A 26,521-nucleotide genomic window follows, 5' to 3' on the forward strand; every position below is an offset into this window, starting at 1 on the left:
CCGCGGTGATCGGGCGGGCGGTCGAGGCGGTGTTCCGGGAGGAGCGCGGGCTGCTGCTGGCGGCGCTCGTCCGCCGCTTCGGCGACCTCGACCTGGCCGAAGAGGTGACGTCGGAGGCGATCGAAGCGGCGCTGGTGCACTGGCCGGCCGAGGGCGTGCCGCCGAAGCCGGGCGCCTGGCTGATGACGACAGCCCGCCGCAAGGCCGTCGACCGGCTGCGCCGCGACCAGGCCTACGCGGCCCGGCTCGCGGTGCTGCAGGTCGAGGCCGAGCGCGCGCCCGCCCCGCCGCCCAGCCCCGGCGGCGACCTGCCGGACGAGCGGCTCCAGCTGTTCTTCACGTGCGCGCATCCGGCGTTGCCCGCCGAGGACCGGACGGCACTGACGTTGCGCTGCCTGGCCGGTCTCACCACGGCCGAGGTGGCGCGCGCGTTCCTGGTGCCGAGCGCGACGATGGGCAAGCGGATCGTGCGGGCGAAGAACCGCATCCGCGCGCTGCGCATCCCGTTCCGGGTGCCGGATACCGCCGAGCTGCCCGGCCGGCTGCCGGCCGTGCTGCAGGTCGTGTACTCGATCTTCACCGAGGGCTACGCGGCCAGCTCCGGCCCGGACCTGCAGCGGCTCGACCTGGCGGAGGAGGCGATCCGGCTGGCCCGCATCCTGCGCCGCCTGCTGCCTGCCGAGCGCGAGGTGGCCGGGCTCCTGGCGCTGATGCTGCTGATCCACGCCCGCCGCAACGCGCGCACGGGCCCGGACGGCGAGCTGGTCCTGCTCGACGACCAGGACCGCGGCCGCTGGGACCGCGCGCTGATCGAGGAGGGCGCGGCCCTGGTGGTGGCGGCGTTGACGGGCGGCCCACCGGGCCTGTACGGAGTCCAGGCGGCGATCGCGGCCCTGCACGACGAGGCCCCGGACGTGGCGGGGACGGACTGGCCGCAGATCGTCGCGCTGTACGACGTGCTGCGCGGGCTGGCCCCGTCCCCGGTGGTGGAGCTGAACCACGCGGTGGCGGTGGCCATGCGCGACGGCCCGGAGGCGGGCTTGGCCCTCCTGGACGGCCTGGCCGCAGAGCCCCGCCTCCGCGAGTACAGCCCCTACCCGGCGGCCCGGGCCACGCTGCTGTCCCGCCTCGGCCGTGCGGCCGAAGCGGCCGCGGCGTACCGCCAAGCCCTGGCCCTCGCCGGAACGGAACCGGAGCGCGTCCACCTGCGCCGCCGCCTCACCGAGTGCGAAAGTGCGTGAAGGCCACCTTGAGGAACTTCGGCAAGGGGGCCTTCACGAACCACGGCCCCGGCTTTCGCCCCGGAACTGTCGGTGCCCGCCGGTAAGCTGGAAACCGGGGGCCGGAGGCCCAGCCCGTGGATCACAAGCCGCGGATGCCGGCATCGGCTCGGCGGCCTGCGCGCCAAGGTGGCGTTCAACCAGGATCCACCGGCCGGCGTGCGCTGAAGGGCACCTTCAGTGCACGTGACGCAAGGAAGGTGCCCTTCGGCCACCGGATCCCGCGGCGGCTAGCTCGCCCGCAAAGCCGCGACGGCCGGAGCGAACATCGTCGCCTTGATCGCGCCCAGGGTGCCGCGGTCCTTCCCCGCCAGCGCCCGGACCCGCTCGCTAGCCACCTTGACCACCTCGCCCTCGGCCGCGATCTCGTCCACCAGCCCGGTTTCGAGGGCTTCCGTGCCGCCGAAGCGGTGGCCCGTCGTCATCGACGCGACCGCCGCCGCCGGGGTCAGCTTGGCCTGGATCAGGGCCGCCATGCCCGGGGTGAACGGGATGTTGATGTCCGCCTCGGGGAAGCAGAAGTAGCCGCGGTCGGCGCGCATCACGCGGAAGTCGTGTGCCATCGCCAGCATCGCGCCCGCGCCGAACGCGTGGCCGTTGATCGCCGCGACCGTCGGCACCGGCAGCGTCAGCACGCGCGCGAACAGCTCCTGGACGTCCGTCACGTACTGCGTGGCCTGGTCGCCGTGCGCGGTCAGCCAGTCCAGGTCGAGACCGTTCGAGTAGAACTTCCCGCCGCCGGTGGTCACCAGCGGGCCCTCGACACCGTCCAAAAAGGAATGGACGCGCTGCAGCCAGTCCGGGGAGAAGCGGTTTTCGTCGTCGCCGAGGTCCAGCACGGAAACGGGGTCGGTCACGGTCGGTCCTTTTCTCGAGGAGGCACGGTCAGCACGGCCCGCACCGCGGCGGCCAGCCGGTTCCGCACCAGTGGGTCGGTGAGGTCGCGGCGGAAGAACGCCGTCGGCAGGTCGACGACGCACGTCGTGACGACCTCCACGGCCAGTCCGTCGCCGCGGTCCCAGAGCATCCGGGCCAGCCGGACGAGCAGCTGGACCAGGCGTTTGTCGAGCGCGTGCAGCGCGTCCGCCAGCTCGCCGGGCAGTTCGGGCCCGAAGAACCGGTCCTGCTTGACGGTGAGCAGCATCCGCGCCGCGTCGGGCTGCCGGTCGGCGAACACCGCCGGCGCGCCTGCCGCCGCGACGACGGCCTCCACCGGCGTCGGCGCCGCGTCCACGAGCGCGGTCTGCAGGTCGAGGAACGCCGTCGCCGCACGCAGCCAGACCCGGGCCAGCAGCGCGTTGAGCGAGCCGAACGCGTGGTAGATCGTGCCGTTCGGGACACCAGCGGCCGCGGCCAGGGCGCGGACGGTGACGTTCCCCGCGCCGGACTCGGCGACGAGCCGCTCGGCGACGTCGAGCAGCCTGCCGAGGTCGTGGACGCGGGGGCGGGGCATGGCGGCGACAGTAACAGAACACGTGCTCCAAAACCAGGGCGGTAAGCTCCCGCCCGTGGAGATCTGGGTCAACCCGGCGTGCTCGAAGTGCCGGTCCGCGGTGTCGATGCTGGACGAAGCGGGCGCGGAGTACACCGTCCGCCGCTACCTCGAGGACCCGCCGACGACGGCGGAGCTGGAAGCCGTGCTCGACCGCCTCGGCCTCGAACCGTGGGACATCGCGCGCACCGGCGAGCCGGTCGCGAAGGAGCTGGACCTCAAGTCGTGGGGCCGCACGCCCGCGGACCGGTCCCGCTGGATCGCCGCGCTGGCCGAGCACCCCAAGCTCATCCAGCGGCCGATCATCACCGCCGACGACGGCACGACGGTCGTCGCCCGCGACCCGGAAACGGTGCGCTCGGTCCTCTAGCCCGGAATCGCGTCGGTCTTCGCGAGCAGCTGGACGTCCAGCGGCACGGTCTCCGGGTACTTGATCCCGGCGCCGGTGTTGAGCACGACGACGTCTTCGCCGCCGTCGAGCCAGCCGGACTCGCGAAGGTGCCGCAACGCGGCGAAGCACGCTCCGCCCTCCGGGCAGACGAAGGTGCCTTCGCGCTCGGCGAGTTCCCGTTGCGCGGTCAGCAGTTCGTCGTCGGTGACGGCGACCGCGGTGCCGCCGGTGTCGTACACGGCGTCGAGCACGAGGAAGTCGCCGAGCGCCTTGGGCACGGTGATGCCGAAGGCGGCCGTCCGCGCGTCCGGGAACGGCGTGCTCTCCCGTTCGCCGCGCAGGAACGCCGTGACGATCGGCGCGCACCCGGTGGCCTGCACCGCCACCAGCTTCGGCAGCGGCCCGGAAATCCAGCCCAGTTCCCGCATTTCCCGCAGGGCCTTGTGGATGCCGATGATGCCGACACCGCCGCCGGTCGGGTAGAGGATGACGTCGGGCAGCCGCCAGCCGAACTGCTCGGCGATCTCGTATCCCATCGTCTTCTTGCCCTCGATGCGATACGGCTCCTTCAGCGTCGAGACGTCCTGGACGCCTTCGCGCCGCCGCACCGCCGCGGCCACGAGCTTGCCCGCGTCGCCGATGAGACCGTCCACCCGGTACACCTCGGCCCCGGCGGCAACGCACTCGCGCAGGGTGATCGGCGGCGCGTCATCGGGCATGGCGATCAGGCTGCTCAGCCCCGCGCGGGCCGCGTACAGCGCCCACGCGGCGCCGGCGTTGCCGTTCGTGGGCATCGCGATCCCGCGCACGCCCAGCTCGGCCGCCCGCGAGACGCCGACCGCGGCCCCGCGTGCCTTGAACGTGCCGGTCGGGACCAGGCTTTCGTCCTTCATCCACAGCCGGGACAGCCCCAGCTCGCGCCCGTAGCGCGGCAACCGCAGCAGCGGCGTCATGCCTTCGCCGAGGCTCACGACGTGCTCGGGCGAGCGCACCGGCAGCACCTCGTGATAGCGCCACAGCGTCGGCTCCCGGCCGGCGATCTCCTTCGGCGTCACGGCTTCCCGGACACCGTCGAGGTCGTACCGCGCGAGCAGCGGCGCCCCGGCGGGGGAGAGGCCCTGGACGACGTCGGCGTCGAGCCGCTCGCCGGTCCGCGAGCAGTCGAGGTGGCTGAGGAACGAATACGGCACGGCGCCGATCCTAGGTCCTAGAGTGAGGGCATGGACGCGCTGCGGGTGTGCCTGTACGTCTTCGCCGGGGTCACCATCGGCACGTGGCTGGCCTCGGTGCTGACCAGGGAGTACTCCTGGGTGGACCGGATCTGGTCGATCGTTCCGGTGGTCTACCTGGGGATCTTCGCCGGCGCCGCGGGGTTCGCCGACGCCCGGCTCGACGTGATGTTCGCGCTGGTCGCGCTGTGGGGCGCCCGGCTGACGTTCAATTTCGCCCGGAAGGGTGGTTACGCACCCGGCGGGGAGGACTACCGGTGGGCGGTGCTGCGCGAGCGGATGGCGCCGTGGCAGTTCCAGGTGTTCAACTTCTTCTTCATTGCGCTGTACCAGAACGTGATCCTGCTGCTGATCTCGCTGCCCGCGCTCACCGCACTGGACCATCGCGGCGGCTTCGGCGTGGCGGACGTCGTCGTCGCGGTGGTGTTCCTGGCGTTCCTGGCCGGCGAGACGATCGCCGACCAGCAGCAGTGGGAGTTCCACCGCGAGAAGCACGCGGGCCGGGCACCGACGCGGTTCCTGCAGACGGGCCTGTTCCGCTATTCCCGCCACCCGAACTTCTTCTTCGAGCAGGCGCAGTGGTGGGCGGTGGCGGCGTTCGGCGTCGTCGCGGGCGGTCTGCAGTGGACGGTCGCGGGCGCGGTCCTGCTGACGCTGCTGTTCGTGGGGTCGACCCGGTTCACCGAGAGCATCAGCAAGGCGCGGTACCCGGAGTACGCGGACTACCAGCGCCGCACGTCGGCGGTGGTGCCGTGGTGGCCGGCGCGTGCTGAAAGGCGCTTTCCTGGCGTCTGACGCGACGAAAGTCCCGTTCGCCGCACCAGGTGAGCCGAAAGCGCCTTTCAGCTCATCGCCGGCTCACACCGCCGCGCGGCCGCCGTCCACCGGCAGCACCGCGCCGTGGACGAAGCTCGCGTCACCGGCAGCCAGGAACGCGATTGCCGCCGCGATCTCCTCCGGCGTGCCCACGCGGCCCGCCGGGGCCGCCGCGGCCAGCTCGTCCAGGCCGTCGCCGAAGACCGCCGTGCCCTCCGTGCGGGTCGGGCCGGGGCTGACCGCGTTGACCCGGACTCCCGACGGCCCGAACTCCGCCGCCCACGCCTTCGTCAGCAGCTCGATCGCGGCCTTCGACGCGCCATAGGCGGCCATGCCCGGCATGCCGATCTTCGCGACGATCGTGGACACGTTGACGATCGCGCCGTGGCCGCGGCGGGCCATCTCCGGGGCCAGCTCGGCCACCAGGAAGAACGGCACCTTCACGTTCGTCGTGAAGATCGCGTCGAAGTCCGCTTCGGCAAAGGACTCCGTCGGCCCGGTCGGGAAGATCCCCGCGTTGTTCACCAGCACGTCGATCGGCCCGCCTGCTTCGCGGGCCCGGGCCGCGAGGGCCCGCGCCGACGCCGCGTCCTTCAGGTCCGCCGCGAGGAAGTCGGCCTTGCCGCCCGCCGCTCGGATGCGCTCGACGGCCTCGGCGCCGCGGACGGCGTCCCGGCCGGACAGCACCACGTGCGCGCCGAGCCCGGCCAGCGCGGCCGCCGTCGCGCGGCCGATGCCGCTCGTCCCGCCGGTCACCAGCGCCGTCGACCCGGACAGTTCTGCACTCATCGCTCAACTCCCGATCCCTTGCCGGGGTGCTTCCCCGGTCACCGGGTGCAAGGCGCAGCGGCTCGGCGGGCTTCCGGCCGGGCGTTCGGCACTGCTTATGCCCGTGATTCGTCCCGCCGATACTCCTCCAGCGCGGCGACGAACGCGGCGACGTCGCGGCGGCGTGACGTCGCCGGCCACACCGCCCAGGTCCGCCGCACGATCGGGTTGCCCGCCAGCGGTACCCACCGGACGGTGTCCGGCATCGGGTACGGCCACTCGGGCGGGGCGAACGCGAAGGCCCCGCCCGCGCTGACCGCCGGGATCTTCAGCTCGACGATCAGCCGCTGCTCCTCCGGCACTTCGGGGCCGACGTCGAGGCCGTGGCTGCGCAGGATCGCCGCCAGCTCGTCGTACCAGGCCGGGCTGCCCGCGCGCGGGAACGCGAACCACTCCAGCCCGGCCAGCTCCTCCAGCCGGACCGGGGAACCCAGCTTGTCCGCCACGTCCGCGGCCAGCAGCACGCCGACGTTCTCGGTGACCACCAGCGCCGCGTCGAGGCCGGGCCCGGCCGGGCGCTCGCGGACCAGCCCGACGTCCAGCTCGCCCGCCCGCAGCGCGGCCACCTGCGCCACCGACGAGAGGTGCCGGGCCTGCACCCGCGTGCCGTCCAGCCGCGCGAGCGCCGACGGCAGCAGCTGCGGCGGCAGTTCCAGCGGGACACCGACGCGCAGGACGCCGGACTCGGTGTGCCGGGCCATGACGGCGAGCGCCTGGTCGTGGCGCGCCAGCACCGCCCGCGCTTCGCCCAGCAGCGTCGTCCCCGCGTCGGTCGCCTGCACGCCGGTGCTCGTGCGGACCAGCAGCTGCACGCCCAGCCGCCGTTCCAGCGCGGTGATCGTCTGCGACAGCGCCGGCTGGCTCACGTGCAGCTGCCGCGCCGCCTTCGACATCGCCCCGGCCTCGACGACCGCGACGAACGCCCGCAGCTCCCGGATCTCCATCAGCGGGCCCACCGGATCGGCAGCGCCTTGAGGCCGTTCTGGAAGTTCGACCGCAGCCGCACCGGTTCCCCGGCGAGTTCGGCTTCGCCGAGCAGGTCGAGGACCGCGGCGAACATCGCCCGCATCTGGACGCGCGCGAGGTGCGCGCCGAGGCAGAAGTGCGGGCCGTGGCCGAAGGTCAGGTGGTCGTTGGGCGTGCGTCCGATGTCGAAGACGTCCGGATCGGCGAACACCGCCGGGTCGCGGTTGGCCGAGGAGAACCAGACGACGACCTTGTCCCCGGCCCGGATGTCCACATCGGACAGACGGGTGTCCACAGTGGCCGTCCGGCGGAAGTGCATCACCGGCGTCCACCAGCGGAGCATCTCCTCGACCGCGGACGGCAGCAGCGACCGGTCCTCCCGCAGCCGCCGGTACTGGTCCGGGTGGGTCAGCAGCGCGAGCATCCCGCCGGGCAGGCCGTTGCGCAGGGTTTCGTTGCCCGCCACGGAAAACAGCCAGAACAGGTTCTCGAACTCGGCGAGCGAGACGCGGCCGCCGTCGTCGCCGACGTGCCGCATCAGGTTGCTCATCACGTCCTCGCCCGGATGCGAACGCTTGTAGTCGCCGAGTGCGTTCGCGTACGCGTAGAGGTCCGGCATTCCCGCGCGTGTCCGCGGATCCGGCATCGAGCCGTCCGGTCCCGGTGACGGCCGGACGGCGAGTGCCGCCCGCGCGAGATCGGTGACGTCGGCCGCGGAGACGGTGGCGCTGACGGCGTAGTCGGCGTCCTGGTAGCCGATCACCCGGTTGCTCCAGTCGTACATCAGCCGCCGGTCCTGGTCCGGCACCCCGAACACCGCCGAGAGGGTGCGCAGCGGCAGATCGGCGGCCACCGCGGCGAAGTCGCACTCGCCCCGGCCGGCGACGGCGGCGACGAGTTCCCGCGCCCAGCGCTCGATCTGCGTGGTCAGCTTCGCGACGGCGCGCGGGGTGAAGGCCTTGGTGAGCAGCCCGCGGAGCCTGCCGTGCTCCGGCGGGTCCATGTTGAGCATCATCCGGCGCACGTAGGCCAGGTCCGCCGCGTCGCGGATCTGCGTGCCGCCCAGCTGCGAGGAGAAGGTCGCCGGATCGCGCAGCACCCGCCGCACGTCGGCGTGCCGCAGGACGGCCCAGAAGTCGTCGACGCGCGCGACCGGCGCCGTGTGCCGCAGCCGGGCCAGCTCTTCGTACGGGACACCCCGCACGTAGGTGTCCGGATCGGTGATCCCCACGAAACCGACCCTAGCCGGGCCCACCGACAATAAGGGAGGCTGCCGGGATGGACTCGCTGAACATGCGCACCGGCGGCCAGGGCGAACCGGCCGTCCTCCTCCTGCACGGCCTGGGCGCGACCGGCGCCGTGTGGGCCCACTTCTCGCCCCTGCTCGAGCGGCGCGTCCTGGTGCCCGACCTGCCCGGCCACGGCCTGTCGTCGCCGCTGCCGCACTACAGCTTCGCCACCCTCACCGCGGCGGTCGCGCGGGCACTGCCCGGCACCGGGCCGCTGGTCGTCGCCGGGCACTCGCTCGGCGGGGTGCTCGCGCTGGAACTGGCGTCCGGCCGGTACGACGTCGAGGTCGCCGGGGTGCTGGCGATCGGGGTGAAGGTCGAGTGGAGCCAGGACGACCTCGGCCGCGCCGCGTCGTTCGCGGCGAAGCCGCCGCGGGTGTTCGAGACGCGGGAGGACGCCGAGCAGGCCTACCTGAAGGTCTCCGGGCTGCTCGGGATCGCGCCCGCGGACCCGGCCGGGCTGCGCGAGACCGAGGCGGGCTGGCGGCTGGCGATGGACCCGCCCGCGTTCGGCGTCGGCGCGCCCGACATGCCCGCGCTGCTGGCCGCGGCGAAGTGCCCGGTCGTGCTCGCGGCGGGGGAGACCGATCCGATGAGCCGCCCGGAGCAGCTGCGCGCACTCGACCCGGACGCGGTCACGCTCCCCGGCCTCGGGCACAACGCCCACGTCGAGGACCCGGCCGCCGTGCGGGCGCTGCTGAAGCGGTTCGGCGTCTGAACGTCCGGGTGCAGCCGTCGTACCCCAGGCGACGGCTGCCTCCGCGACCCCTCGCCACCACCGGACACCCGAAAGCCTAGGAAACCGCGGTGGACGCAGGCCTGTACTGCGCTCCCGCCCCGACGTCACCCTCGGTACCTGCGGAAACGGACATCCCGGCCGTTCGGTGGTACAGCCGGAGAGGCACGTTTGGCGATGCTGGAGGGGTACGTTCGATCCGGGAGGCCGCGGAGGACGCCTGTGGACGAAGGCCCGTCGTTCGCCGGATGGCTGCGCGAGCGGCGCGTGCTCGCCGGGCTCACCCAGGCCCAGCTCGCCGCCCGCGCCGGGCTGAGCCTGCGCGCGGTGCGCAACGCCGAGCTGGGCAGCGTCCGGCGGCCCCGCCCGGAGACCGAGCGCCGCCTGCGGGACGCGCTGGCCGAAGCGCCGCCCGAGCCGGTGCGGATCGGCGTGCTCGGCCCGCTGACGGTGACGCGCGGCGGTGAGCCGGTCGGGATCGGCGCAGGCAAGCAGCGCCTGCTGCTGGCGTTGCTGGCCCTGCAGCCGAACCGGACCGTCCGGCGCGAGGACCTCGTCGACGTCATCTGGGACGAGCCGCCGCCGTCGTGCCTGGAGCTGCTCCACACCTACGTGGCGCGGCTGCGGCGGGCGCTGCGCCCCGCCGAGCCGATCGTCACCGACCCGGGCGGTTACCGGCTCTGCGTCGACGAAACCGGGCTCGACCTGCTGGAGTTCGAGGCGCTCCTGGCCCGCGACGCCCACCGGGAGGCCCTCGGCCTGTGGCGGGGCCCCGCGCTCGCCGACCTCGGACGGCTCCGGCAGCACCCCGCCCGGCTGGCGCTGGCGATGCAGCGCGCCCAGGCCGTCCTGGCCTACGCCGAGGTCGCGGAGCCCGCGGAGGCGGCGGTCCGGCTGCGCGAGCTGACCGCGGAGGAGCCGCTCAACGAGTCGGCGCACGCCCGGCTGATGCTGGCGCTCGCGGCGTCCGGGCGCCAGGCCGCCGCGCTGGACGCCTACGCCGAGGTGCGCCGCCGGCTGGCCGGGGAGCTGGGCATCGAACCGGGGCCGGAGCTGCGTGCGGCCCACCGCCAGGTGCTGCGGCAGGACTTCGGCGTCCCGGAACCGCCGCCGCGGGTGCCCGCCCAGCTGCCCGCGGACGTCTCCGGCTTCCGGGGCCGCGGCCCCCAGCTGGCCGGGCTGGACGCCCTGCTGCGCCGCGAAGACGGCGACACCGGCGCGCGCATCGCCGTCCTGTCCGGAACCGGCGGCGTCGGCAAGACCGCGCTCGCGGTGCGCTGGGCCCAGCGTGCGGCGGGCGAGTTCCCCGACGGCCAGCTCTACCTCGACCTCCACGGCTACGGCACGGTCCGGCCGGTGGAGCCGGGCGACGCGCTGTCGGGGTTCCTGCGCGCCCTCGGCGTCGCCGGGGCCGACATCCCGGCCGAGCCGGACGAGCGGGCCGCGAAGTTCCGCACCACGCTCACCGGACGGCGGATGCTGCTGGTGCTCGACAACGCGGGATCGGTGGCGCAGGTCCGCCCGCTGCTGCCCGGCTCGCCGTCCTGCGTGGTGCTGGTGACCAGCCGGGACGCGCTGCCGGGGCTGGTCGCCCGGCACGGCGCCCGCCGGATCGCCGTCGACCTGCTGACCGAGGACGAAGCCCGCGACCTGCTGCGGACGCTGCTCGGCCCGCGCGCCGACGCCGAGCCCGATGCCACCGGCGCGTTGATCGGGTACGCGGCCCGGCTGCCGCTGGCGCTGCGGCTGGTCGCCGAGCTGGCGCTGAGCCGTCCGGGGGAGCGGCTGGCCGCGCTGGCGGCCGAGCTGGCCGACGAACGACGGCGCCTGGACCTGCTCGACGGCGGCGGCGACCCGCTGACCGCCGTCCGTGCCGTGTTCTCGTGGTCCTACCACCATCTGGCGCCCGGCGCCGCGCGCGTGTTCCGGCTCTGCGGCCTGCATCCCGGCCGCGACCTGACGCCCGCCGCGATCGCCGCGCTCGCCGGTGTCCCGCTGCCGGAGGCGGACCGGCTGACCGGCGCGCTGGTGCGTGTCCACCTCGCCCAGCAGACCGGCGGCGACCGCGTCCAGCTGCACGACCTGCTGCGTGTCTACGCCGCCGAGCTGGCCGCCGCCGACCCGGGCGAGAGTCACGCGGCGCAGCGGCGGCTCTTCGACTTCTACGTCTCTTCGGCCGCGCAGGCGATGGACGTCGTCCTCCCGCAGGAGCGCCACCTGCGTCCCCGCGTGCCGGAGCCGGAGGTCAAGGTGGCCGACGCGTCGGCGTGGCTGGAAGCCGAACGCCGCAACCTCCTGGCCGTCGCCGCGCACGCGGCCCGGCACGGCTGGCCGGACCACCTGCGGCTGCTGTCCGGGATCCTGTGGCACTACCTCGACGTCGGCGGCTACCACGAAGAGGCGCTGGTGCTGCACACGCACGCGTCGGCGCTGGCCCACGACGCGGGCGACCGGGCGGCCGAGGCCGAGCCGCTGACGCTGATCGCGCTGGGCCACTGGCGCGTTGGCCGGTCGCGGGAAGCGTTGCGGTACCTGGAAGAAGCGCTGGTCCTCGTCCGCGAGACCGGCGACCGCCGGACCGGGATCCACGTCCTCAACACCCTCGGCCTGGTCTGCCGGGCGCTGGGCCGGTTCGCCGAGGCGATCGCCTACTCGACCGAAGCCCTTGCGGTGGCCCGGAAATCCGGCGACCGCACGAGCGAGGGCCTGGTCCTGGTCGTGCTCGGCTGCTCCTGCCGCGGCATCGGCCGCTACCGCGAAGCGGCCGGGTACCTGCAGGAGGCGCTGGCGCTGGCTCGCGAAACCGCCGACCGCACCAGCGAGGGCTACGCGCTGGTGAACCTGGGCGACGCGCTGTCGGCGCAGGGACGGCACGACGAGGCCGCGCAGTGCCTGGCCGAAGGCCTGGCGCACTTCCGCGCGATGGGCGTGCGGGTGAGCGAGGGCTACGCGCTGGGCATCCTCGGCGACGTCGAGCACGCGCGCGGGCGGTACGCCGAAGCCGCGGAACACCTCGAACGGGCGCTGGAAATCGCGCGGGAAACCGGAAGCCCGACCAACCGCAGCGTCGCGCTCAAGCACCTCGGCGACGTCCGGCTGGCACAGGGGAGATTCGCGGAAGCGGCCCGGCACCTCGGCGAAGCGCTGGGCCTGGCCCGCGAATGCGGCGACCGGGGCGTGGAATCCCGTGTGCTCAACAGCCTGGGCGCGCTCGCCGCCGCCCGCGGCGCTCCCGCGGACGCGCTGCGGTACCACCGCGAAGCACTGGCCGTGGCCAAGGAAACCGGCTGCGGCCCCGAACAGGGCCGGGCCCACTACGGGCTCGGCGAGGTCCACAGTGGACTCGGTGACGCCGGGGCCGCGCGCGAGCACTGGGACCGCGCGCTGGCCTGCTACGCCGGGGAGTCCGCGCCCGGCGCGGCCCGCGTCCGGGACCGGCGTGCTGCGACAATGGCCCGATGGACAGAGCCGAAGCAGCGCCGCCGGAGGGGGCCATAGGGTCGGATTTCCTCCAGCTGGACGTCCGTGCGGCGCCCCCGGGCGGACGGGCGGACTGGCTGGCCGGGCAGCTGCGCGCCGCGATCGCCGACGGCAGGCTCCCGGTCGGCGGCAGGCTGCCCGCGTCCCGGGTGCTGGCCGCCGAGCTGCGCGTGTCGCGGGGCGTGGTGACCGAGGCCTACCGGCGGCTGATCGACGACGGCCACGCGGCAGGCCGCGGCCGGGCGGGCACGGTCGTGGTCGCGGCGCCCGTCTCGGCGCCGGAGCCCGCGCCCGCCCGGCCGTCGTCGGCGGTGATCACCCGGGCACCAGGGCTTGAGGTCTTCGACGAGATCCGCGCGTCCCCGGCCCGGATCGACCTGACGCCGGGGGTGCCGGACCTGACGGCGTTCCCGCGCGCGGCCTGGCTGCGGGCCGAACGCGCGGTGCTCGCCGAGCTGGAGCCGTCCCAGTTCGGCTACGGCGACCCGCGCGGGGCGCCGGCGATGCGGCTGGCGGTGTCACGCCGGCTGGCCCGTAGCCGCGGGATCCGCGTGGATCCGGGCGAGATCATCGTGGTGGCCGGGGTCGCGCAGGCGCTGACGCTGCTGGGGGAGGTGCTGCGGCAGCACGGCGTCACCGAGATCGCGGTGGAGGACCCGGGTTCGCTGGGTGCCCGCCAGCACCTGCACCACTGCGGCCTGGCGACGCCGCCGGTCCCGGTGGACGACGACGGCGCGCAGATCGCTGCACTGCGGGCACCGGCGGTGCTGCTGACCCCGGCCCACCAGTTCCCGACGGGCGTGGTCCTGGGCGGCGGGCGCCGCCGCGACCTGATGCGCTGGGTGGCGGGCGGCGGCATCGTCCTGGAGGACGACTACGACGCGGAGCACCGCTACGACCGCGCACCAGTGCCCGCGGTGCGCTCGATGCTCCCGGAAGTGTGTTACATGGGCAGCGTGTCCAAGCTGCTGGCACCGGCGTTGCGCGTCGGCTGGCTGCTGGCGCCACCGCGGTTCCGCGACGAGCTGGTGGCGGCCAAGCGCTTCGCCGACCTCGGCAACGCGGTACTGGCCCAGCTGGTCCTGGCCCGCCTGATGGAGAACGGCGAGCTGGAGCGCCAGCTCCGAGTCGTCCGGACCAGGCATCGCCGCCGTCGCGACGCAATGATCCGCGCCCTGTCGGCGTGGGTGCCGACGGCGGTGGTCCACGGAGCGGCGGCGGGCCTCCACCTGACGATCACGTTCGACGGAGAGGTCGACGACGTGGAGCTGGCGGCGGCCGCACTGGCGGAGGGCGTGAAGGTCCAGCCGCTGTCCTGGCACCGCCAGCTCCCGGGCCGCCCGGGCCTGGTGCTGGGCTACGCGGCGAGAACGGCGACGGAGATCGCCGAAGGGGTCGCCGTACTGGGGAAACTGCTGCGCTGACCCGGCCTTTCCCGCCCCCCGGGCCGCGAGGGGGACCCCCGATTTCAACGTTACCAGCGGGCACCGACAATTCCGGCGTCCCGCAGCCGGGTTGTCCACAGGCCCGATCTCTCGCGAACGGCGCGTTCACTCCGGCCTGAAGCCACCGGATGACAGGAAGGTGCCCTTCAGCGCACCCGGCCCACCCGGCAGGTGTCCGGATCGCCGGGAGACCGAGCTGGCCGCCGTCGCCGCCGGAATCCTGAGCCCGGGCCCCGGAGTAAAGACTCCACAAAGGACAGTCAAGCGACTGTGATCACGCTCTCCGAAGCAATCCGGAACATTGGTTGCCATCCGCAAGCAAGTTGCTTAGCCTTGCTAAGGGACTGGCGAGCAGAAGGGTTGCACAGTGGCTGAACGCCGGACGTATTCGACCGCGGAACTGGGGCCGCGGTACAAGTGGATCGCGCTGTCCAACACGACGCTGGGCATGCTGATCGCCACGATCAACTCCTCGATCGTGCTGATCGCGCTGCCGGACATCTTCAAGGGCATCGGCATCAACCCCCTGGAACCGGCCAACACCAGCTACCTGCTGTGGATGATCATGGGCTTCCTCGTGGTCACCGCGGTGCTGGTGGTGAGTTTCGGCAGGCTCGGCGACATGTACGGCCGCGCGAGAATGTACAACCTCGGCTTCGCCGTCTTCACCGTTTCCTCGATCATGCTGGCCATCACGTGGTTCGACGGCGACGCGGCCGCGTTGTGGCTGATCGGCTGGCGGATCGTGCAGGGCGTCGGCGGCGCGTTCCTGATGGCGAACTCCTCGGCGATCCTCACCGACGCCTTCCCGGCCAACCAGCGCGGGCTGGCGCTGGGCATGAACGGCGTGGCGGCCATCGCGGGCTCGTTCCTCGGCCTGGTCGTCGGCGGGGTGCTCGCCCCGGTCGACTGGAACCTGATCTTCCTGGTGTCGGTGCCGTTCGGCGTGATCGGCACGGTCTGGGCGTACCTGAAGCTGCACGACACCGGCGTCCGCAAGCACGCGAAGATGGACTGGTGGGGCAACATCACCTTCGCGGTGGGCCTCATCGCGGTGCTGATCGGCATCACCTACGGCATCCAGCCGTACGGCTCGTCCCCGACCGGCTGGGGCAGCCCGTTCGTACTGACGTGCCTGATCGGCGGCCTGGCCGTGCTGGCCGCGTTCGTGGTGATCGAGTCGAAGGTCGACAACCCGCTGTTCCGCCTGTCGCTGTTCCGGATCCGCTCGTTCACGTGGGGCAACATCGCGAACCTGACGGCGTCCCTCGGCCGCGGCGGCCTGCAGTTCATCCTGATCATCTGGCTGCAGGGCATCTGGCTCCCGCAGCACGGCTACACGTTCGAGCAGACCCCGCTGTGGGCGGGCATCTACATGCTCCCGATGACGGTCGGCTTCCTGGTGTCGGCGCCGGCCTCGGGCATGCTGTCCGACCGCATCGGCAGCCGCCTGCTGGCCTCGGGCGGCCTGTTCATCACGGCGGTGACGTTCCTGCTGCTGATCCTGCTGCCGGTGAACTTCGCGTACTGGGCGTTCGCGGCGATCCTGCTGCTCAACGGAATCGGCATGGGCATGTTCGCCTCCCCCAACCGCGCGGAGGTGATGAACAGCCTCCCGGCGGACGCCCGCGGCTCCGGCGCGGGCATGATGACGACGTTCCAGAACGCGGCGATGGTCCTGTCGATCGGCTTCTTCTTCAGCCTGATCATCGCGGGCCTGTCGGCAAGCCTGCCCTCGACGATGAGCCAGGGCCTGATCGCCCACGGCGTCCCGGCGGCCTCGGCATCCCAGATCGCGAACCTGCCGGCGGTGGCGGTGCTGTTCGCGGCATTCCTGGGCTACAACCCGATCCAGCAGCTCCTGGGCGGCCAGCTGTCGGCGTTGCCGCCCGACCAGGCGTCCTTCCTGACGGGCCGCAGCTTCTTCCCTAACCTGATCTCGGGCCCGTTCCAGTCGGGCCTGGCGGTGGCGTTCGGCTTCGCGATCGTGGTGTGCGTGATCGGCGCGGTGGCCTCGCTGCTGACGAAGGACGCCCGCAGCGTCGAATCGGTGGGCGAGGAACTGGCCGCGGTCGCGGGCGAGTCGGGTGGCGGGCCGGGCGAACTGGTGTCGCCTTCGCGTGAGCGCTGACCCGGACGTCGGGCCGGGCGTCACCACGTTGGTGGCACCCGGCCCGTCGCCGTTTGTGCCGTTTCCCGCCGTAAGAAGTAGGCCGAATGGTGCAACTGTCAAAGAACGGGTAACGACCTCGTCAACGCAGTTCTGGGCGGATCGATCTGTGCTGTTCGACACTTCTTTGACATGAGGGGAAATCCATGCGCCTGAGATCCTCCGCCCGGAGATCTGCAGTCTTCGGCTGCGCTTTCACCGTCGCGCTCACTGGTGCGGTGAGCGCGACCGGTGTGAACGTGGCCGCCGCGGCCGACGCGATCACCTGCCGGGCCGGCGCGGGCGTGTTCTACACCCTCCCGGACACTCACCTCGACCTCGACCGCCACAACGAACCCGAGACCGGCGCCACCTCCTGGACAGGTCGGACGACGATTGGGAACACGTGGAGCGGCAGGACGCTGGCCGGCCCCGATGGTCGGATGTACTCGATCCTGGACAACGGCGACGTCATCCGCCAGCGACGGCTGGCCACAAGCTGGGGAGAACGGGGGGATCAGCCAGAAGATCGCGACCGGATGGTCCGGAGTTACGCTGGCGTCGCAACGTAACCGCATCACGGTCGATGCCACAGGCGACTTCCTTTGGACTCACGACAACATCCTCGCCTGGCTGCCGCGTCAAGGTACAATCGATCAAATTTACGTGAATACAGCTAATGGATGGGTCGTTTTTCCAGGATGATAAATGTCTCTTGAATACGAAGCTTGGTGCGTTTCGCGGCCGGATGTGCTTGTGGTTTCGCGCACTTCATCATTGCTGATGAAGTTGGTCCTTGGTGTCGACGATCGCATCGTTGTCCCTGAAAAGATTGGTGAATTGTGGCGTCTTACCTGGGGGGTTTCGGTGTTTGCTCAGGTGGACATCATGGGGCCGGAGTTGGCGGAGATTCCAGGAAGGTGGACGCTTTCGGCGGCGATGGGTCGGCGTGGTGAGTCTTTCGATGAGCTTCTTTCATTGATTGTGGTTGCTGCCGCGGCGACCGTATATGGCGGGGAAGTTGTCGATGAATCGCGCAGGCTGCCGAGCCGGCAGGTTGATCCAGCGAGGCTGGTTCTCATGCTGGCTCGCTCGGGAAAGCGCGACCCTGGTGGATTGCTGCGTCTTTCGCGGCTGGCGACCGCCGAGGACGAGTGACCTACCAGCTGACTGATGCCCGCTGGATCTTCACCGGCTTGGCGGGAGCCCCGTCCAGCGGCCCGTTCGGATCGGTGGGGATGATCCCGTCCGCAACCATCCGGTCCAATGCCGACATCCCCCGGACCACCGTCCCCAGCACGGAATACTTCGGCGAGATGTTCGCGAACGAGTGCACGATGAAGAACTCCGACCCGTTCGTCCCGGGCCCTTGGTTCCCCATGGCGACGGTCCCGCGCGGATACGTCTCGGACCCGGTCACCTCGTCGTCGAACCGGTACCCCGGGCCGCCCTTCTCGACCTCGTAGATGTCCCCGCACTGCAGAACGCCGAGACGAGCGGAATTCGTCAGCCGCCAGCACTGCGACCGGTCGTAGAACCGCTGGGCGATCAGCGAAACCATGTTGTGCACCGCGCAGGGCGCCGCCCCGGCGCGGTTCAGCCGCACCGTCACGGGTCCGTAGTTGAACCGGAACGTCACGTCCACCGTCCCGCGAGTCGACGCGAACGGCAGCGGGCGCACCACCGGCCGGGCCGCGGGGTTGTCCGGGGTCGGCGTGAACGTGCACCGGACCACCGGCGCCGAGGCCGAGGCGGGGGCCGCGGGAACCAGCAGCGAACCCAGGACAGCGACCACGGCCAGACCCCAGCGCAGCTTCATGCCGGGGACGTTAGCGAATGACGAACTACTTGCGCCAGGCCGTGCGCTGCTTGCGGATGTCGAGGACGAGCAGCAGGACCAGGAACGCCGACAGGCCGACCAGCCAGACGTTCTCGGTGTTGTTCTCGTGGTTGCCCTTGATCATCACCAGCAGGATGATCGCGCTGACCCAGCCGGCGATGCGGGTGGCCTTCGGGAACGAGCCGTGCCAGCCCCAGGCCGCGGACGGCTCGTCGCGCGGGTCGACCTCGGGCCGCCTCTTCTCGACCGCCTTGCCTGCCACGATGAACTCCTCAAACCCCGTGAACCTCGGACCCGCCGATGATCCCACACCTCCGGGTGCGCCCCGGACACGCCCCGCGTGGTGACGACAGCGCTCGGCCCACGCCTCCAGGACTCCGCGCAGCGATGACCGCGCCCCGACCTCCGGGTGCGCCCGCGCAGCGACGACCGCGCCCCGACCTCCGGGTGCGCCCCGGAGACGCCCCGCGCGACAATGACCGGCGATGACTACCTCGCGAAGCGTTCTCGTGCTCGGCTCGACCGGGTCCATCGGCGTGCAGGCCCTCGACGTCGCCGCGCGCAACCCGCACCTCTTCCGGGTCGCCGGGATCGCCGCCGGCGGGGCCGATCCGGCCGCGCTGGCCGCGCAGGCGCTCGCCCACGGCGTCGAGGCCGTCGCCGTGACCAAGGCCACGGCCGCCGAAGACGTGCAGCTCGCGCTGTACGCCGAAGCCCAGAAGCGCGGCTACGCCCAGGGCGAGTTCAAGCTCCCGCGGCTCTTCGCCGGCTCCGACGCCGTCACCGAACTGATCGACGCCGTCCCCGTCGACACCGTCCTGAACGCCCTCCCGGGCTCCCGCGGCCTCGAGCCGACGCTCAGGGCGCTCGCCACCGGCGCCACCCTCGCCCTGGCCAACAAGGAGTCGCTCATCGCCGGGGGCCCGCTGGTGCTCGCCGCCGCGAAGCCCGGGCAGCTCGTGCCCGTCGACTCCGAGCACTCCGCCATCGCGCAGGCGTTGCGGGCCGGGAAGGAAAGCGAGGTCGCCCGGCTCGTGCTCACCGCCTCCGGCGGCCCGTTCCGCGGCCGCAAGCGCGCCGAACTCGCCGGGGTCACCGTCGAGCAGGCCATGGCGCACCCGACGTGGTCCATGGGCCCGCTCATCACGATCAACTCCGCCACCCTGGTCAACAAGGGCCTGGAGCTGATCGAGGCCGCCCTCCTCTTCGGCATCGCGCCCGAAAAGATCGACGTCACCGTGCACCCGCAGTCGATCGTGCACTCGATGGTGACCTTCGCCGACGGCTCGACGATCGCCCAGGCCAGCCCGCCCGACATGCGGCTGCCCATCGCGCTCGCGCTGCACTGGCCCGACCGGGTCCCGGGCGCCGCGCCCGCCTGCACCTGGGACACCGCCGCCACCTGGACCTTCGAGCCGCTCGACGACGACGCCTTCCCGGCCGTCGAGCTGGCCCGGCACTGCGGCACCGCCGGCGGCTGCCTGCCCGCGGTCTACAACGCCGCCAACGAGGAGCTGGTGGCTGCTTTCCTCGCGCAGAACACCAGCTTCACGTCGATAGTGGACACTGTTTCCGAGGTGGTGGGAGCCGCCGACGAATGGCGTCGCGAACCACGCGACGTCGAGGACGTTCTCGCGGCCGAGCGCTGGGCTCGCGCCCGGGCCGGTTCGATCATCGAGGGGAAGTAGCGGGTGCTCGCCTACATCATCGGTGTGGTGCTCTTCGCGCTGGGGATCTGCGTCTCCGTCGCACTGCACGAGGCCGGCCACATGCTCACCGCGAAGGCGTTCGGCATGAAGGTCCGCCGGTACTTCGTGGGCTTCGGGCCCACGGTGTTCTCCTGGCGCCGCGGCGAGACCGAATACGGTCTCAAGTGGATCCCGCTCGGCGGGTTCTGCGACATCGCCGGCATGACCGCGCTCGACGAGGTCACCCCGGACGAGGCGCCGCGCGCGATGTGGCGGTTCAAGACCTGGAAGCGCACGGTCGTGATGTCGGCCGGGTCGATCACCCACTTCATCCTCGGCTTCGTGGTGCTCTACCTGATGGCCGTGACCATGGGCCTGCCCAACCTGGGTCCCGTCGACACCTCGCCGGTGCTGGCCTCGACGTCCTGCGCGCGGCCGGCGACGACCGAGGCGCAGGCCCAGGACACCAGCTGCCCGCCGGGTGCGCCCCGCCCCGCGGAGGCGGCCGGCCTGCGGGCGGGGGACAAGGTCCTCTCGGTCGGCGGCAAGCCGGTCGCGACCTGGACGGAGATGCTCGCCGCGGTGCAGGCCACCAGCGGCCCGACGGCCTTCCGGGTGCAGCGCGGCGGCCAGACGCTCGACCTCACCGTCGACGTGCCGAAGGTGCAGCGCTGGACCAGCGCCGGCGTCAAGGAGGTCGGCATGATCGGCGCCTCGCCGCAGCGCCCGGCCATGACCACGCAGTACGGCCCGGTCGCCGCCGTCGGCGCGACGTTCAGCTTCACCGGCACGATGTTCGCCGAGACCGCGCAGCGGCTGGTCGAGTTCCCCGAGCGCATCCCCGCGGTGGTCAGCGCGATCTTCGGCGGTGAGCGCGACCCGAACACCCCGGTCAGCGTCGTCGGCGCGAGCCGGATCGGCGGCGAGGCCGTCGAGCAGGGCGTCTGGGTGCTGTTCTTCTTCCTGCTGGCCAGCCTGAACTTCTTCATCGGCGTGTTCAACCTGCTGCCGCTGCTCCCGCTCGACGGCGGGCACATCGCGGTGGTCTGGTACGAGCGCGTCCGCGACTGGATCCGCGGCCTGCGCGGCAAGGCGGCAGGCGGTCCGGTCGACTACACGAAGCTGTCCGGGATCACGATGGTGCTGGTGCTCATCGGCGGCGCGGTGACCCTACTCACGGTGACGGCCGACATCGTCAACCCGATCCGGCTGCAGTAGCGCCCCGCCACGGAGGGGTTCCGGCCCCTCCGTGGCGGCTCGCACAGGCCGTAATGCTGCTCACCGTGACGGTTGACATGGTGAAGGTGGCCCGGTCGGGGTAGGTACCCTGGAAGCCGTGACCGTCGCACTCGGTATGCCCGCCCTGCCCCCGCCCGTCCTGTCCGAGCGCCGCAAGACCCGCCAGCTCCAGGTGGGCTCGGTCGGCGTCGGCAGCGACTTCCCGATCTCCGTCCAGTCGATGACGACGACGCTCACCTCCGACGTCAACGCGACCCTGCAGCAGATCGCCGAGCTGACCGCGGCGGGCTGCGACATCGTGCGCGTCGCGTGCCCGTCGGCCGACGACGCCGAGGCGCTGCCGGCGATCGCGAAGAAGTCGCAGATCCCGGTGATCGCCGACATCCACTTCCAGCCCAAGTACGTCTTCGCGGCGATCGAGGCGGGCTGCGCGGCGGTGCGCGTCAACCCCGGCAACATCCGCAAGTTCGACGACCAGGTCAAGGAAATCGCCCAGGCGGCGAAGGACCACGGCACGCCGATCCGGATCGGCGTCAACGCCGGTTCGCTCGACAAGCGGATCATGGACAAGTACGGCAAGGCGACGCCGGAGGCGCTGGCCGAGTCGGCGCTGTGGGAGGCGTCGCTGTTCGCCGAGCACGACTTCCACGACATCAAGATCTCCGTGAAGCACAACGACCCGGTGGTCATGGTGCGGGCGTACGAGATCCTCGCCGAGCAGTGCGACTACCCGCTGCATCTGGGCGTCACCGAGGCCGGGCCGGCGTTCCAGGGCACGATCAAGTCGGCCGTGGCCTTCGGCGCGCTGCTGCGCCAGGGCATCGGCGACACGATCCGCGTCTCGCTGTCCGCGCCGCCGGTCGAAGAGGTCAAGGTCGGCATCCAGATCCTGCAGTCGCTGAACCTGCGGCCGCGCAAGCTGGAGATCGTGTCCTGCCCGTCGTGCGGGCGCGCGCAGGTGGACGTCTACACGCTCGCCGAGCAGGTCACCGCCGGGCTGGAGGGCATGGAGATCCCGCTGCGCGTCGCGGTGATGGGCTGCGTCGTCAACGGCCCGGGCGAGGCCCGCGAGGCCGACCTCGGCGTGGCGTCGGGCAACGGCAAGGGCCAGATCTTCGTCAAGGGCGAGGTCATCAAGACCGTGCCCGAGCACGCGATCGTCGAGACGCTCATCGAAGAGGCCATGCGCATCGCCGAAGAGGCGGGCGAGTCGATGGGGGAGGGCAGCCCCGTCGTCACCGCGGGCTGAGTTCCTCCGCCGAAGCCCTCCCCGCCGGATCCGCCGGATCCGGTGAGGAGGGCTTCGGCGCGTCTTCAGCCCTGCAGGTGGTGCTGGGCGGCGTCGCGGATCTGCAGGCGGACGTTCTCCAGCGCGGCCGCCACCTCGTCGATCTGCTGGGCGGCCAGCTGGATGGCGCCCTGGATCGCGGTCGCGGTGGACGTCTCCCCGAGCAGGCCGAGCACCTGGGCCTGCAGGTCTTCGAGGTCGCTCTTGGTGGCGAGCGCGATGCCGGTCGGCACCTGGTCGGCGAGCAGCTCCAGCTGCTGCGCCTGCTCCTGGATCGTCATTCGGGGTTCCTTCCACGGTGGGGACGCCTCCCGTGTTAGCAGACCCGGAACTGTCGGTGGTGACGGTTACGCTGGCATTCGTGACCGTGACCTGGGCCGTCCGCGCACCGCACCCCGTGGTGCGGCCGCTGGTCACGCGCTATGTGGGCTACGCGCAGGACGACGTGACGCTGGCCGTGCACCGCGGCCTGCCCTCACGGCATGTGACGCTCGTCATCAGCCTGGCCGGGCCGGTGCGGATGGCCGGGCACAGCCTGCCGGGGCTGGTCGGCGGGCTGCACACGCGCGCGGTGCTGATCCGGCAGGACCGCGTGCAGGAGGGGCTGCAGCTGGAGCTCGACCCGCTGGGCGTGCGCACGCTGTTCGGCGTCACCGCGGCCGAGCTGAGCGGCGAGGTGGTGAGCCTCGCCGAATTCGGGCTCGGTTCGCTGCCGGACAGGCTGCGCGAGCTGCCGGGCTGGGACGACCGGTTCGCGCTGCTGGACGACGTCCTCGCGGCCCGGGCCGTCGAGCCGGTGGCGCCGCCACCCGAGCTGGGACGGGCGTGGCGCCTGCTGCGCGGCGCCGACGGGCGGGTGCGCGTCGCCGACCTCGCGCGGGAGGTCGGCTGGAGCCGCCGTCACCTGGGCGAGCGGTTCCGCGCGGAGCTGGGGCTGGCGCCGAAGCAGGCGGCGCGGGTGCTGCGGTTCGAGCGGGCGACGCGGCTGCTGCGCCGCGGTCACACCGACCTGGCGGCGCTGGCGGTGGAGTGCGGCTTCTACGACCAGGCGCACCTGACCAACGAGTGGCGGGCGCTGGCGGGCTGCACGCCGGGGCGGTGGATGGCCGAGGAGCTCCCGTTCCTCCAAGACCAGGAGGTGGCGGCCGGGCCAGACTCGCCGGCATGACTCCTGAACCGAACGTGTGGCCTGCCCTGCGGTACGACGACGCCCCGGCGGCGATCCGCTTCCTCGTCGACGTCCTGGGCTTCACCGAAGCCCTGGTGGTGCCCGAGGGCGACCTGATCGCGCACGCGGAGCTGCGCTGGCCGGAGGGCGGCGCGGTGATGCTGGGCAGCGTCCGCGGGCCGGACGGCGTCCACGACGCGATGAAGCCGGGCGCGTCCGCGGTGTACGTGGTGTCGGACAAGGTGGACGAGATCCACGAGCGCGTGAAGTCCGCGGGTGCGGAGGTCACGGCGGAGCTGACGGACACCGACTACGGCTCGCACACCTTCAGCCTCCGCGACCCCGAGGGCAACTCCTGGACGATCGGCACCTACCGCGGCGCCCCCTGACCGGATCACGTCCTGGCCGCCATCTCACCGTGTCGACGGGCTCGCGTTCCGTTTACCCGCGGAATCTGGCACCCTGGAGGCCGTGTTGCGGCTTGCAGGTGCACGGCTGCTCGATGATCGGGACTATCCGGCGGTCCGTGCCGCGCTCGCCGCCGACCCGGTGGGCAGCTGCATGGTCAGCGCCCGGGTCGAGGCTGCCGGTCTCGACCCGTGGCGGCTCGGCGGCGAACTCTGGGCTGCCGACAGCCGTCCGGTCCGGGCCGGACGGCTCCAAGGGCTGTGCTTTTCCGGGCCCAACCTCATCCCCCTACGCGGCAACGCTCCCGCCCTGCGGTCCTTCGCCGACCGCGCGCTGCGCCGTCAGCGCACGTGCTCGTCGCTGGTCGGCCCGGCCGAGCAGGTGCTCGGGCTGTGGGCCGAGCTGGAGGACGAGTGGGGTCCCGCCCGCGAGATCCGCGACGACCAGCCGCTCATGGCCCTGGACACGCTGCCGCTGATCCCCGCCGACCCGCTGGTCCGCCCGGTGCGGCCGGACGAGCTGGAGCGGTACCTGCCCGCGGCCGTCGCGATGTTCATCGAGGAGGTCGGCGTCGACCCGCGCAGCGGGGACGGCGGCGCCAGCTACCGCGCCCGCGTCACCGAGCTGATCGGGGCCGGGCGCGCCTTCGCCCGCTTCGAAAACGGCGAGGTCGTGTTCAAGGCCGAGATCGGCGCGATGTCGGCGAGCGTCGGGCAGATCCAGGGGGTCTGGGTGCACCCGGACCGCCGCGGCGACGGGCTCGGCACCGCCGGCACGGCCGCGGTCGTGAACCGCCTCGTCCGCGGGCTGGGCCGCACGGCGAGCCTCTACGTCAACGCCTTCAACACCCCGGCCCTCGCCGCCTACCGCAAGATCGGCTTCAAGCAGGTCGGCCAGTACGCGACAGTGCTGTTCTAACCACTCTTCCGTGACGGTGTTGCGTGGCCGCGGCACCGCCGTGACCAGGCATCATCCGGCCATGAGTGCACGTCGACGTCGCAGTGCGCTCGCGGTGCTGCTGCTCGCCGCCGCGACCACGGCCGGGTGCTCGGGCGACGGTCCCGAGGACGCCCTCTCCGCCTTCCTCGACGCCCTCGCGTCCGGGGACGTCGCCGCCGCGGCGGCGAACACCGACTCGCCCGAAGCCGCGAAGACCGTCCTGACGCAGGTCCGCGGGGTGCTCGACCCGGAGTCGGTCGACATCGACGAGGAGGAGGTCAAGCAGCCGGACGGCGACGTCGTCACGGCCGGCTACCGGCTGACCTGGCACCTGCCGCACGATCGCACCTGGTCCTACCGCGCCGACGCCCAGCTGCGCGCGGCCGAGAACGGCTGGCAGGTGCACTGGCAGCCGACGGTCGTGCACCCGCAGCTGGCCGTCGGCCAGACCCTCGGCGTGCTGCCCCAGCTGCCCGAGACCGCGCCGGTGCTCGACCGCGACGGCGTGCCGCTGCTGCGCCCGCAGACGGTCATCGGCGTGGTCGTCGACCCGGAGAAGGCCGGCGACCGCAGCTCGGTGGCCGGGACGCTCGCCAAGGCACTGCACCGCTACGAGCCGTCGGTCACCGGCCGCGCGGTGCTGGACGGGATGAACAAGACCAAGCCCGGCGACGCCTATCCCGTGATCACCCTGCGCGCCGGGGACTACCAGCGGGTCAAGCCGGTGATCTACGACCTGCCCGGTGTCCGGTTCGCCAGCCAGGAACGGTTGCTGCCGGTGACCCGCGGCTCCGGCAGGCAGGTGCTGCCGGGCATCCGCGCGCTGGTCGAGCAGCAGCTGGCCGGCGCGGCGGGCTGGCGGATCGTCACCCGCGACGTCACCGGCGGCGAGGTCTCCGAGCTGAAGGCCGAGCCGCCGCGCCCGGCGCCCGCGGTGACCAGCACACTCAGCTCCCGGATCCAGGCCGCCGCCGAGAAGGCCCTCGCCACCGAGCCCTCCTCCGCCGCGCTGGTCGCGATCCAGCCGTCGACCGGCGACGTCCTGGCCGTGGCGCAGAACGACGCCGCCGACGAAGAAGGCTCGCTCGCGTTGTCCGGCCGCTACCCGCCCGGCTCGACGTTCAAGATCATCACCGCGGCGGCGGCCATGGCGGGCGGCGACGTCGACGCCGGCAGCCCGGTCGACTGCCCCGGCACCACGACCGTCGAGAACCGCGTCGTGCCGAACGAAGGCCGGTTCGACCTCGGGCGCGTGCCGCTGAAGACGGCGTTCGCGCGGTCCTGCAACACGACCTTTGCCCGGCTCGCCGCCGGCCTCCCGGGTTCCGCGCTCACCGACACCGCCCGCTCCTTCGGCATCGGCGCCGACTTCGTGGTCCCGGGCCTGACCACGGTCACCGGCGACGTCCCGGCCAGCGACTCCGCCGTCCAGCGCGCGGAAAACGGCTTCGGCCAGGGCACGGTGGTGGTCAGCCCGTTCGGCATGGCGCTGGCCGCGGCCACCGTGCAGGCCGGGAAGGTGCCGACGCCGTCGATCGTCAAGGGCATGCCGGCGACCACGAAGAACGTCGGCGACCCGCCGTCGCCGGAGGTCCTCGACGCCCTGCGCGGGATGATGCGCGAGGTCGTCACGGCGGGCACCGCGACCGGCCTGCGCGACATTCCCGACGTCGCGGGCAAGACCGGCACCGCCCAGTTCGGCGACGGCTCCCGCGCGCACGGCTGGTTCGTCGGCTACCGCGGCGACCTGGCGTTCGCGGTGCTGCTGACCGAGGCCGGGTCGTCGAAACCGGCGGTGCAGGCCGCGCACCGGTTCCTGGCGGGGCTCGGCTGAGGACGCCGTCGTAAGG

At 72.5% G+C, this 26,521-nt stretch carries 25 protein-coding genes; 16 read left to right on the top strand and 9 right to left on the bottom strand.

Annotated elements, in window-relative coordinates; all coding sequences use genetic code 11:
- Positions 1-5: 5 nt before the first annotated feature.
- The gene (locus ABJI51_RS07240; RefSeq protein ID WP_348948492.1) at positions 6-1,241 is read left to right on the top strand and encodes an RNA polymerase sigma factor; all 1,236 of its coding nucleotides are present in this window, start codon (positions 6-8) and stop codon (positions 1,239-1,241) included.
- 269 nt (positions 1,242-1,510) lie between these two features.
- Here the strand turns inward: ABJI51_RS07240 and ABJI51_RS07245 are convergent, their stop codons facing one another.
- Both ABJI51_RS07245 and ABJI51_RS07250 read right to left on the bottom strand, forming a co-directional pair.
- The gene (locus ABJI51_RS07245; RefSeq protein WP_348948494.1) at positions 1,511-2,137 is read right to left on the bottom strand and encodes an enoyl-CoA hydratase/isomerase family protein; all 627 of its coding nucleotides are present in this window, start codon (positions 2,135-2,137) and stop codon (positions 1,511-1,513) included.
- Positions 2,134-2,733: a TetR/AcrR family transcriptional regulator gene (locus ABJI51_RS07250; RefSeq protein ID WP_348948496.1), complete on the bottom strand. Its 600-nt coding sequence runs from the start codon at positions 2,731-2,733 to the stop codon at positions 2,134-2,136. Before ABJI51_RS07250 ends, ABJI51_RS07245 begins: the two co-directional genes overlap by 4 nt.
- Positions 2,734-2,788: 55 nt before the next feature.
- Between ABJI51_RS07250 and ABJI51_RS07255 the strand changes: the two genes are divergently transcribed.
- A complete protein-coding gene (locus tag ABJI51_RS07255; RefSeq protein WP_348948498.1) occupies positions 2,789-3,142 on the top strand; it encodes an arsenate reductase family protein in 354 nt (117 codons plus the stop codon).
- Here the strand turns inward: ABJI51_RS07255 and ABJI51_RS07260 are convergent.
- Positions 3,139-4,353 carry a threonine synthase gene (locus ABJI51_RS07260; RefSeq protein WP_348948500.1) on the bottom strand — a complete coding sequence of 405 codons (1,215 nt, stop codon included), beginning with the start codon at positions 4,351-4,353 and terminating at the stop codon, positions 3,139-3,141. The two genes, ABJI51_RS07255 and ABJI51_RS07260, sit on opposite strands and share 4 nt — an antisense overlap.
- A 30-nt stretch (positions 4,354-4,383) precedes the next feature.
- On the opposite strand from ABJI51_RS07260, the gene ABJI51_RS07265 reads away from it, so the two are divergent.
- Positions 4,384-5,187, top strand: coding sequence for a DUF1295 domain-containing protein (locus ABJI51_RS07265; protein WP_348948502.1), 804 nt, complete (start codon positions 4,384-4,386; stop codon positions 5,185-5,187).
- A gap of 63 nt (positions 5,188-5,250) precedes the next feature.
- On the opposite strand, the gene ABJI51_RS07270 is transcribed toward ABJI51_RS07265, so the two are convergent.
- The 3 genes from ABJI51_RS07270 to ABJI51_RS07280 form a co-directional block, all read right to left on the bottom strand.
- Positions 5,251-5,997 (bottom strand): SDR family NAD(P)-dependent oxidoreductase, encoded by a 747-nt coding sequence (locus ABJI51_RS07270; protein ID WP_348948504.1) that lies wholly within the window; start codon positions 5,995-5,997, stop codon positions 5,251-5,253.
- Positions 5,998-6,092: 95 nt separating this feature from the next.
- Positions 6,093-6,980 (bottom strand): LysR family transcriptional regulator, encoded by an 888-nt coding sequence (locus ABJI51_RS07275; RefSeq protein WP_348948506.1) that lies wholly within the window; start codon positions 6,978-6,980, stop codon positions 6,093-6,095.
- Positions 6,980-8,233: a cytochrome P450 gene (locus ABJI51_RS07280; protein ID WP_348948507.1), complete on the bottom strand. Its 1,254-nt coding sequence runs from the start codon at positions 8,231-8,233 to the stop codon at positions 6,980-6,982. The genes ABJI51_RS07275 and ABJI51_RS07280 overlap by 1 nt, the downstream gene beginning before the upstream one ends.
- Before the next feature lie 47 nt (positions 8,234-8,280).
- Between ABJI51_RS07280 and ABJI51_RS07285 the strand changes: the two genes are divergently transcribed.
- The 6 genes from ABJI51_RS07285 to ABJI51_RS07310 all read left to right on the top strand — a co-directional run bounded on the left by ABJI51_RS07285 (position 8,281) and on the right by ABJI51_RS07310 (position 17,259).
- On the top strand, positions 8,281-9,009 hold the full coding sequence (locus tag ABJI51_RS07285; protein ID WP_348948509.1) for an alpha/beta fold hydrolase: 729 nt from the start codon (positions 8,281-8,283) through the stop codon (positions 9,007-9,009).
- Between the two features lie 240 nt (positions 9,010-9,249).
- Positions 9,250-12,525 carry a tetratricopeptide repeat protein gene (locus ABJI51_RS07290; RefSeq protein ID WP_348948511.1) on the top strand — a complete coding sequence of 1,092 codons (3,276 nt, stop codon included), beginning with the start codon at positions 9,250-9,252 and terminating at the stop codon, positions 12,523-12,525.
- Complete coding sequence (gene pdxR, locus ABJI51_RS07295; RefSeq protein WP_348948512.1) at positions 12,486-13,931, top strand: MocR-like pyridoxine biosynthesis transcription factor PdxR; 1,446 nt, start codon at positions 12,486-12,488, stop codon at positions 13,929-13,931. Before ABJI51_RS07290 ends, pdxR begins: the two co-directional genes overlap by 40 nt.
- Before the next feature lie 388 nt (positions 13,932-14,319).
- Positions 14,320-16,083 (top strand): MFS transporter, encoded by a 1,764-nt coding sequence (locus ABJI51_RS07300; RefSeq protein ID WP_348948513.1) that lies wholly within the window; start codon positions 14,320-14,322, stop codon positions 16,081-16,083.
- Positions 16,084-16,340: 257 nt separating this feature from the next.
- Complete coding sequence (locus ABJI51_RS07305) at positions 16,341-16,673, top strand: hypothetical protein (protein WP_348948515.1); 333 nt, start codon at positions 16,341-16,343, stop codon at positions 16,671-16,673.
- Between the two features lie 136 nt (positions 16,674-16,809).
- Complete coding sequence (locus ABJI51_RS07310) at positions 16,810-17,259, top strand: hypothetical protein (RefSeq protein WP_348948517.1); 450 nt, start codon at positions 16,810-16,812, stop codon at positions 17,257-17,259.
- A gap of 1 nt (position 17,260) precedes the next feature.
- On the opposite strand, the gene ABJI51_RS07315 is transcribed toward ABJI51_RS07310, so the two are convergent.
- Positions 17,261-17,920, bottom strand: a complete 660-nt coding sequence (locus ABJI51_RS07315; protein WP_348948519.1) for a peptidylprolyl isomerase — start codon at positions 17,918-17,920, stop codon at positions 17,261-17,263.
- A gap of 25 nt (positions 17,921-17,945) precedes the next feature.
- Positions 17,946-18,203, bottom strand: coding sequence for a DUF2631 domain-containing protein (locus tag ABJI51_RS07320; RefSeq protein ID WP_091306924.1), 258 nt, complete (start codon positions 18,201-18,203; stop codon positions 17,946-17,948).
- A gap of 223 nt (positions 18,204-18,426) precedes the next feature.
- On the opposite strand from ABJI51_RS07320, the gene dxr reads away from it, so the two are divergent.
- From dxr to ispG, 3 genes are all read left to right on the top strand, one after another.
- A complete protein-coding gene (gene dxr, locus ABJI51_RS07325) occupies positions 18,427-19,629 on the top strand; it encodes a 1-deoxy-D-xylulose-5-phosphate reductoisomerase (RefSeq protein ID WP_348948520.1) in 1,203 nt (400 codons plus the stop codon).
- A 3-nt stretch (positions 19,630-19,632) separates the two neighbouring features.
- Complete coding sequence (locus ABJI51_RS07330) at positions 19,633-20,847, top strand: M50 family metallopeptidase (RefSeq protein ID WP_348948522.1); 1,215 nt, start codon at positions 19,633-19,635, stop codon at positions 20,845-20,847.
- Positions 20,848-20,965: 118 nt separating this feature from the next.
- Complete coding sequence (gene ispG, locus ABJI51_RS07335) at positions 20,966-22,117, top strand: flavodoxin-dependent (E)-4-hydroxy-3-methylbut-2-enyl-diphosphate synthase (protein ID WP_348948524.1); 1,152 nt, start codon at positions 20,966-20,968, stop codon at positions 22,115-22,117.
- A 65-nt stretch (positions 22,118-22,182) separates the two neighbouring features.
- On the opposite strand, the gene ABJI51_RS07340 is transcribed toward ispG, so the two are convergent.
- Complete coding sequence (locus ABJI51_RS07340; protein ID WP_072480890.1) at positions 22,183-22,437, bottom strand: hypothetical protein; 255 nt, start codon at positions 22,435-22,437, stop codon at positions 22,183-22,185.
- Positions 22,438-22,517: 80 nt separating this feature from the next.
- On the opposite strand from ABJI51_RS07340, the gene ABJI51_RS07345 reads away from it, so the two are divergent.
- The 4 genes from ABJI51_RS07345 to ABJI51_RS07360 all read left to right on the top strand — a co-directional run bounded on the left by ABJI51_RS07345 (position 22,518) and on the right by ABJI51_RS07360 (position 26,505).
- Positions 22,518-23,324 carry a helix-turn-helix domain-containing protein gene (locus ABJI51_RS07345; protein ID WP_348948525.1) on the top strand — a complete coding sequence of 269 codons (807 nt, stop codon included), beginning with the start codon at positions 22,518-22,520 and terminating at the stop codon, positions 23,322-23,324.
- The gene (locus ABJI51_RS07350; protein WP_348948527.1) at positions 23,321-23,713 is read left to right on the top strand and encodes a VOC family protein; all 393 of its coding nucleotides are present in this window, start codon (positions 23,321-23,323) and stop codon (positions 23,711-23,713) included. Before ABJI51_RS07345 ends, ABJI51_RS07350 begins: the two co-directional genes overlap by 4 nt.
- An 82-nt stretch (positions 23,714-23,795) precedes the next feature.
- Positions 23,796-24,650, top strand: coding sequence for a GNAT family N-acetyltransferase (locus tag ABJI51_RS07355; protein WP_348948529.1), 855 nt, complete (start codon positions 23,796-23,798; stop codon positions 24,648-24,650).
- 61 nt (positions 24,651-24,711) lie between these two features.
- A complete protein-coding gene (locus tag ABJI51_RS07360; RefSeq protein WP_348948531.1) occupies positions 24,712-26,505 on the top strand; it encodes a penicillin-binding transpeptidase domain-containing protein in 1,794 nt (597 codons plus the stop codon).
- Positions 26,506-26,521: the final 16 nt, after the last annotated feature.

Origin of the sequence: Amycolatopsis melonis (assembly GCF_040064235.1) — a bacterium.
Classification (GTDB): Bacteria; Actinomycetota; Actinomycetes; order Mycobacteriales; family Pseudonocardiaceae; genus Amycolatopsis; species Amycolatopsis melonis.